Origin of the sequence: Microcystis sp. LE19-41.2A, from assembly GCF_027530405.1 — a bacterium.
In the GTDB taxonomy this organism is placed as follows: Bacteria; Cyanobacteriota; Cyanobacteriia; order Cyanobacteriales; family Microcystaceae; genus Microcystis; species Microcystis aeruginosa.
The window spans coordinates 1-7,856 of the sequence record NZ_JAPZQJ010000654.1; the positions used below are offsets into that span (position 1 = coordinate 1).

Here is a 7,856-nt window from a genome sequence, read left to right on the forward strand (position 1 = left end):
AATTAAAGCATATCTAAAGAGTTTTGAGTTAAAAGTTAAACTTCAAGTTTTTATTCAGGACAAATGTACTGGTTAACTAATTTTTTGGGGAAAATTAGTTAACCCATGATTATAACATATAATTAATTTGCAAGAGTTCTAATGAAGTGCTAAAAGCACTATTTTTTCGATCAATTTTACCCTGATTGTTATAGAGGGTTCTTTCTTCAGTAACCACCACATCCACTGTAGCTTGATCCCCAGAGGCTGTAAAATTATTAACTGAATCTATTCTCTGAACTCCATAGATATAATAAGAGCCATTATTAGCTAACCATTCGGAAGAACTTTCTTGACCATCAGAGCGCTTTATGTTGTAATCATAAGCTTTACCTGTAAGTAATTCTTCTCCTAAATAGGTTTGATAGGAAGGACCGAAAATATCTCTTTTTGCCTTTAACCAGCGCTCGATTAAATCCACCGCTTCTGAACGAGAAATAGAGTTAACTGTCCGTTGAGGAACAGGTGAATAGACGGGTTCAGGACTGGGGGAATAGACAGCTTCAGGACTGGGTGAGGTATCGATGACGCCTTGGGTGATTTTAACTTGATTAAAGTATTTAATTAGCTGCCTTTGTAAATCTTGAGCGCGATTTAAGTCACTAAAAGTTGCTACCTGAATATTACCATCATTAACAAAAGCATCGCGACAAAAGTTATTTTTAACTCTCTCTAAACTATCCTCGTCAGTTACTACAACTTTATAGTAAGTATCGGTGATATTCTCATCTCCACAGACGTTTTTAGGAAACTCATTATTAATGGTAATATCTGAGTCTTGATTCTCTGGGGAAGGTGACGGAGAAATTGACTCATCTCCAGAAGAATTTGAGAGATAATAACTTAAGACAAAACCACCTAAAATGCCAGTACCGATCATACTCCCTATAATTATCGCTTTCACCCATTCAGGTAAGGTGCGGGGATTAGAAACAGGTTTTGACGTTACAGGAGAAATTACCTGAGTAGGAGCGGGAGTAGGAGCAGGAACAACGATATTTGTTGCTACAATTGATGGGGTATTTTGTAGCGCTTCTAACATCTCTTTTGCGGTTAAATAACGTTCGTTAGAGCGCGGTGAAATAGTTTTATCTAGGACGGCTGCTAAACTGATATTAGTATTTAAAGCGAACTGCCGCCAATAAATTTTTCCTGTCATCGGATCGCTCTCTAACATTTCAGGAGTTTTGCCAGTTAGTAGATAAATAGCCGTCAATCCTAAAGCGTAGAGATCACTACTATAAACTGGACGACCGATCGCTTGTTCTGATGGCATAAAACCGGGAGTACCGATAACAATAGAATTAAGAGAATGCCCGGAATTAGAAACCACCGTTCCCATAGTTTCTTTAACTGCACCGAAATCAATTAGGAACGGTAAATTATCATAAATCCGTAGAATGATATTATCGGGTTTTATATCTCGATGGATAATTTTTTGTCCGTGAACATAAATTAAAACCTGTAGAATACTAACTAAAATCTCTTTGACTTGATCATCGGTAAAAACTCCTTTACTCTGTATTCTTTGGCTGAGAGTTTCTCCCTCGATAAATTCCTCGACTAAATAAAATTGATTATTTTCCTCAAAATAAGCGTATAGTTTGGGAATTTGGGGACTATTTTCGCTCAATTTTTCCAGGATAGCCGCTTCTCGCTCAAACCTTTCTTTGACGAGATTGTGAACCTGGGGATTGTCATTAATCGGTTTTAGCTGTTTAATCAGACAGAGACGTTTTGAAGGCATTTGGCTATCTTCTGCCAAAAAAGTCTCTCCGAAACCACCATCGGCAATTAATCGCAAGACTTTGTAACGATTTTGTAGAATTAAATCCGTCATGGGGAAATATTACTGTTTACTTAACAATCTCCACCGATAACTAATAACTGAGGTGATGGCAGGGCAAATCAGATAAAGAGGGTATTTAATTGACCATTTATGTGGATAATCTAAATCCATCTAGACCACCAATGTTGCATCCTGTAATAAAATTTAACATTTAGCAATAATGTCGGGGGCGTGTTTGCGGCAATAACCTTGAATAAAAAAACAAAATTAGCAATCTGCGCCCCACGCACCAGTTAAGTAAGTAATCTCAATTAATTGTGAGATAGTGGGACAGGGTTCTGGTTCTTTGTATTTTATCTTTAATTGTAACCGGCTACTTAGTTGATGATAGGTGGTGCGTTACGACGGATTGTTACCTTCAAGTCAAAGCAGCAATTTTGGCCGTCTAACGCACCCTACGTTTTACTTCTGACGTTGATGTTTTTAAGCATTATTGACCTTCTCACCTCTAAGAGCCGAAAATAAACAGAGACGACCCAAACCCAAGATTACTGGTGAGAAGTTTTCCTGACTGGGGGACTCTAGATTGCAACCAGCAAATTCTTGCTGTATTTCTGTTATAAAATAGGGCCAAATGGTTAAGAAAAAATTACCGCTAAAAATTATTTGATCGATATCCTCAAGACTTTTTTGCTGTTTTTCTAACAAATCATTAATTTTTTGTCTTAAATTATCTAGATATGGTATAATGACCTTCTTATTTAAATCGGTGCGACTGACCGTCCAAGTATGACCGGCTAGAGAGGAGGTAAATTCGCTTTCTTCTTGCAGGATTAATTTGGTTAATCTAGCGGCTGCCAGTAAAGATTTTTTTAAGGGATTAGTATCGGTGAGATCGGAGCGGGAAAGAGGCAAAAAAGAACGCCAGAGAGGATAAATTAAGTGAGAGAGTATGGCCCGTTCATAGGTGTTTTCCCCGTAGTTAAAATGGCTCAGAGCGATCGCTTGACGGGATAAAGAGCGAGTTTGCGGTGGGACTTCCACTATTGCTAAAGTGGTGGTCTCCCGCTTCCCTTCGATAACCAGTAGGGTTTGGGGTTGGGGTTGGTCGCTAGTGGGAATATGGGCCAGAGCAGTAGCGAGCGCTGTTTCTAGACTAGATAGGCGATCGGGGGGTATTAGTTGCGCTGTGAGAAGGGCTTTTTTCAGGTCATCCGTGGGGGTTTCCCCGTCATCGGTGATAATAATAGCTTCTAATCGATCTAGGGCTTCCCAGAGCCAAGAATCGGTGCTAAAATCCCGATTAGATAGCCAACTAATTAGATATTCTTCCACCTGAGAGCAGGGTAAGAGATCGCTTGTTCCCGTTGCCAGACTCCAAGAAAGAGGATAAAAATCGATCAGTCCCTGGCTTTCCCGAAAAAAGACAACTTTTACCCCCTCTGGTTGCACCTCCATTCCCAGGGACCAACGGGCAACTTCAGGGGTTGGAGCGGGCAACAATAAGGGAGAAAGCATCACTCTGGCCGATTCTAAATGTTGACGAGTGGCGATAATTGTCTCGGAAGTAACTTCTTGCGGGTTAACTAGAGAGGAAATCACCTTGGCAAGAATCCGATCGATCTCGGTCAGTAGGGAGTAAAAATCCTGTTTATCGGTCACTGGATCATTAAAAATACCCACAACTTTCCATTGTAGAATCACCTGCCTAAAACGAACAAAATTTAAATATTAAACCATGGAAGAAAAACGCTATCCTGCGGAAAAATCAGCAGAGATTCAAAAATTATTGGATACAGCCACCTTATTGGTCGGTTTGCCCCCTGAAACCCTCGATCAAGTTACTTCTCATGCTGTCACCCGAACTCATCCTGCTAATCGGGCGATTTTATTAGAAAATGATTGGGGTGGTTCGGTTTACTTTATTCTGGATGGTTGGGTGAAAATTCGTACTTACGATAGGTCGGGTAGAGAAGTCACCTTAAATATCGTCGGTAAAGGGGAAATAGTCGGAGAAATGGCCGCTTTAGACAAATCTACCCGCTCCAGCGATGCTATCACCTTAACCACGGCCACAATTAGCAGTATTCCCGCCCAAGATTTTGTTAATCTGCTCAAATCGGAACCTTTAGCGGGAATTCGTCTTTCTCAGTTAATGGCCAAGCGTTTGCGTCAACTTAACCGGCGTTTACGTTTGCGCGAGGCCGATAGTCTCTCCAGAGTGGCCGATACTTTACTCTTTTTAGCCGAAGGTCAAGGAGAAAAAAGCGGTCAGGGTGCGATAATTCCTAATTTACCTCACCGGGAGTTGAGTAGTATTAGTGGACTTGCCCGGGAAACTGTGACCCGCTCCTTGACCAAATTGCAGAAAAAAGGCCTGATTCAACGACAGCAGCAATCTCTCTGTATTCCCGATCTGGCCGCTTTAGAAAAAGCGATCGCCTAAATTCAGTTATCAGTTATTAGTTATCAGTTATCGGTTATCATACTAAATCCGGTTATTAAAGACTGATTATTTATCCCCCCTGTTGCCTGTTGCCTGTTGCATGAGTGCCTATCTTCACTAGGAAATTTATTTTGCACGATTACTTATGACTGAAAAATTAACCGGTTTTGGATTGGTGCTGGTGACAACAACCAGCGAAACGGAAGCGGAAAACTTAGCGATCGCCTTACTTAACGAGCGCTTGGCAGCTTGTGTCAGTATTTACCCGATTCGTTCCATTTATCGTTGGCAGGGACAGATTGAAAACGAGAGCGAATGGCAATTAGCGATTAAAAGCGATTTAAAGCAGTTTGAGCAGTTATCGGCGAAGATACAGGAACTTCATCCCTATGCAGTCCCAGAAATCATCGCTTTACCGATTGTGGCGGGTTCTCAGACCTATTTAGACTGGTTAGCCTCCCATACAGGTGGGGTGTCGGAATAGACCGATCGGTAAGTTTAGCGAAAAAAATCTATATAATTCTTAATAAACTATCTCAGGAAGCGCAAAAAGTTTTAATCTAGATGCTGATTAAATTTTTAAACATCTGGTTTTAAGACCGATCGCCTCCACGATTGGAGAACTCAGCACATCGTCAAGGGAGATAGTTAAAATCCAATGAGTCTTAAGGCAAGCGGTGGCAGCTCCTTAGCGCGTCCCCAACTCTATCAAACCGTCCCAGTATCTGCCATTACCCAAGCAGAACAACAAGACCGCTTTCTCGATAAACCCGAACTCAATGAACTGATCGCCTACTTCCAATCGGGGAGCAAGCGCTTAGATATTGCCCAAACGCTCACCCGGAACTCCGATCTGATCGTCTCACGGGCAGCTAACCGGATTTTTACCGGTGGTTCCCCCATGGCTTACCTAGAAAAACCCCCCGTGGAAGAAATGGCTATGGTGGGTGCGGGTAAAGTTATCAACGTCCAGGAAGGGATGAAATTAGGAACCGTTACCTACGCGGAAAGCGGGTCCGGTGGCGGCAGTGGCCTTCTCGGTGGCTTAAAAGGGATTTTCGCCTCTAGCGGCCCGATTCCCCCCGGATTCCGACCGATCAACGTCTCTCGTTACGGTCCGAGCAATATGCAGAAGTCCCTCCGGGATTTATCCTGGTTCCTGCGTTATATTACATACGCGATCGTGGCCGGCGATACCAGTATCCTGATCGTTAATACCCGCGGTTTAAGGGAAGTTCTCGAAAATGCCTGTTCCATTGATGCCACCATCGTGGCCCTGCAAGAAATGCGGGCCGCTTCGATCGAGTATTTCCAGAGAGACAAGGATGCGGCCACTTTAATCAGTGACTATTTCAATATCCTACTGGGTGAATTAAAAGCCCCCACCCCCTCTAATAAACTGCGTCAGCGTCCCAGTAGTGACCAACAGGGTTTAAGTCTTCCCCAAAGCTACTACAACGCCGCCGAAAAACGGCAAAAGTTTGTCATGAAAACCGGTTTATCGGAGTCGGAAAAATCTTCGATTATCAAGGCCGCCTACAGACAAATTTTTGAACGGGACATCACTCGCGCCTACAGTCAGTCCATTTCTGACCTAGAATCGAAGGTGAAAAACGGCGACATCTCGATGAAAGAATTCGTCCGTCGTCTCGGTAAATCGCCTCTCTACCGTAAACAGTTCTTTGAACCTTTTATCAATAGTCGCGCCCTAGAATTGGCTTTCCGTCATTTCCTCGGTCGCGGTCCTTCCTCCCGGGAAGAAGTGCAGAAATACTTCTCGATCGTCTCTAGCGGCGGTTTAGCGGCGTTAATCGATGCTTTAGTCGATTCTCAGGAGTATTCAGACTATTTCGGCGAAGAAACCGTTCCCTATCTCCGGGGTTTGGGTGCAGAAGCGCAGGAATGTCGTAACTGGGGGATGCAGATCGACCTGTTTAACTACAGCGCACCTTTCCGCAAAGTTCCCCAATTTATCACCACTTTTGCTAAATACGATCGCCCCTTACCGGATCAGCACGTTTACGGTTCCGGAAATGATCCCCTAGAAATCCAATTTGGGGCAATTTTCCCGAAAGAAACCCGCGAACCTAGTTCTAGTCCCGCTCCCTTCGGTAAAGATACCAAACGTATCCTCATCCACCGCGGACCTGCCACTAATAACCAAAATAGCAACCCCGGCGCCCGAGGTGAATTCCCCGGTACTTTGGGACCGAAAGTTTTCCGTCTCAATAACGAGTTACCCGGTTCTAGCAATGGGGTAAGCGTTAAATTTGGCGAAAGTTCCACCCAAAGAGTGATTTTAGCGGCTTATCGTCAGGTTTTCGGTCGAATGCCCTACGAAGGTCAGCGTTTATCCGTGGCCGAGATTAAGTTAGAAAATGGCGATATTACTCTGCGCGAGTTTATCAAAACCCTAGCTAAATCCGAGGCTTTCCGGAAAATCTACTGGACTCCTCTCTATGTGGTGAAAGCGATCGAATATATTCACCGTCGTCTGCTCGGTCGTCCCACCTACGGTCGTCAGGAAATGAATCAATACTTCGATCTTTGCTCGAAAAAAGGCTTCTATGCTTTAATCGATGCTCTGATCGACAGTCCTGAATATACGGAAGCTTTTGGTGAAGATACGGTTCCCTACGAGCGCTATCTAACTCCCCAAGGGATGCAGTTACGGATGGTGCGTTTGGGCAATCTCCGCGAAGATATCGGCCAAAGAGTTGATAAAGAGGAAACCCCGCGCTTTATTGAATTGGGTACACCTTCGGTCTCAATTCGCACTGAACCCGATATTCAATCTCGTGTCGGTCAAGGTGTCACGGTTCAACGGGAACAAACTAAGGTCTTTAAACTGTTAACTAATCTGGATAAAGTTGCCGTACAAAATACTGTTCGCGCCGCCTATCGTCAGATTTTTGAACGGGATCTCGAACCCTATATCATCAATGCCGAATTTACCGCTTTAGAGAGTAAATTAAGCAATGCTGAGATCACGGTGAAAGAGTTTATTGAGGGTTTAGGTGGTTCGGATCTTTACCTGAAAGAATTCTATGCTCCCTATCCGAATACGAAAGTAATTGAATTGGGAACCAAGCACTTCTTAGGTCGCGCTCCCTTGAATCAAAAAGAAATCCAGAAATATAACCAAATTCTGGCAACTAAGGGATTAAAGGCCTTTATCGGTGCCATGGTTAATAGCATGGAATACCTACAATTATTTGGTGAAGATACGGTTCCCTATCGTCGTTTCCCGACTCTACCAGCCGCTAATTTCCCCAATACGGAACGCTTATACAATAAGCTGACTAAACAGGATAGTGAACTGGTGGTTCCCAGTTTTAAACCGGTAGTTAAAGTCGGTGGCTAATTAGTCCTTGAAGTTAGTTAATTTAGCTCGTGTTCAACACGAGCTTTTTTCAGGACAAATTACTGCCCAAAATTTATTAAGTAGGTAGGCGTTAAAAATTATCAGATGCCCCCCTTATCAAGGGGGGATTAAGGGGGGACTAAGGGGGGATCGGCACCCCCCTTATCAAGGGGGGCAGGGGGGATCGAACCTAAAATCCATTTTTAATTTAATTATAA

General features: G+C 43.4%; 5 protein-coding genes. 3 read left to right on the forward strand and 2 right to left on the reverse strand.

Going from position 1 to position 7,856, the window contains the following annotated elements; all coding sequences use genetic code 11:
- Positions 1-109: 109 nt before the first annotated feature.
- Both O9290_RS27035 and O9290_RS27040 read right to left on the reverse strand, forming a co-directional pair.
- Complete coding sequence (locus tag O9290_RS27035; protein ID WP_288059281.1) at positions 110-1,879, reverse strand: protein kinase domain-containing protein; 1,770 nt, start codon at positions 1,877-1,879, stop codon at positions 110-112.
- Positions 1,880-2,311: 432 nt separating this feature from the next.
- Positions 2,312-3,511 carry an acetate and sugar kinases/Hsc70/actin family protein gene (locus O9290_RS27040; RefSeq protein ID WP_043999037.1) on the reverse strand — a complete coding sequence of 400 codons (1,200 nt, stop codon included), beginning with the start codon at positions 3,509-3,511 and terminating at the stop codon, positions 2,312-2,314.
- 55 nt (positions 3,512-3,566) lie between these two features.
- Here O9290_RS27040 and O9290_RS27045 point away from each other — a divergent pair, with 55 nt between their 5' ends.
- The 3 genes from O9290_RS27045 to O9290_RS27055 all read left to right on the forward strand — a co-directional run bounded on the left by O9290_RS27045 (position 3,567) and on the right by O9290_RS27055 (position 7,638).
- Positions 3,567-4,274, forward strand: coding sequence for a Crp/Fnr family transcriptional regulator (locus O9290_RS27045; protein ID WP_288059283.1), 708 nt, complete (start codon positions 3,567-3,569; stop codon positions 4,272-4,274).
- A 145-nt stretch (positions 4,275-4,419) separates the two neighbouring features.
- Entirely contained in the window at positions 4,420-4,758 is a 339-nt protein-coding gene (gene cutA, locus O9290_RS27050; protein ID WP_288059285.1) for a divalent-cation tolerance protein CutA, read from the forward strand.
- 174 nt (positions 4,759-4,932) lie between these two features.
- Positions 4,933-7,638 carry a phycobilisome rod-core linker polypeptide gene (locus tag O9290_RS27055; protein ID WP_288059287.1) on the forward strand — a complete coding sequence of 902 codons (2,706 nt, stop codon included), beginning with the start codon at positions 4,933-4,935 and terminating at the stop codon, positions 7,636-7,638.
- Positions 7,639-7,856 lie beyond the last annotated feature (218 nt).

Bases quoted from the DNA above. Each gene is read 5' to 3' on its own strand.
- O9290_RS27035 (WP_288059281.1), bottom strand. From the start codon at position 1,879: ATGACGGATTTAATTCTACAAAATCGTTACAAAGTCTTGCGATTAATT.
- O9290_RS27045 (WP_288059283.1), top strand. From the start codon at position 3,567: ATGGAAGAAAAACGCTATCCTGCGGAAAAATCAGCAGAGATTCAAAAA.
- cutA (WP_288059285.1), top strand. From the start codon at position 4,420: ATGACTGAAAAATTAACCGGTTTTGGATTGGTGCTGGTGACAACAACC.
- O9290_RS27055 (WP_288059287.1), top strand. From the start codon at position 4,933: ATGAGTCTTAAGGCAAGCGGTGGCAGCTCCTTAGCGCGTCCCCAACTC.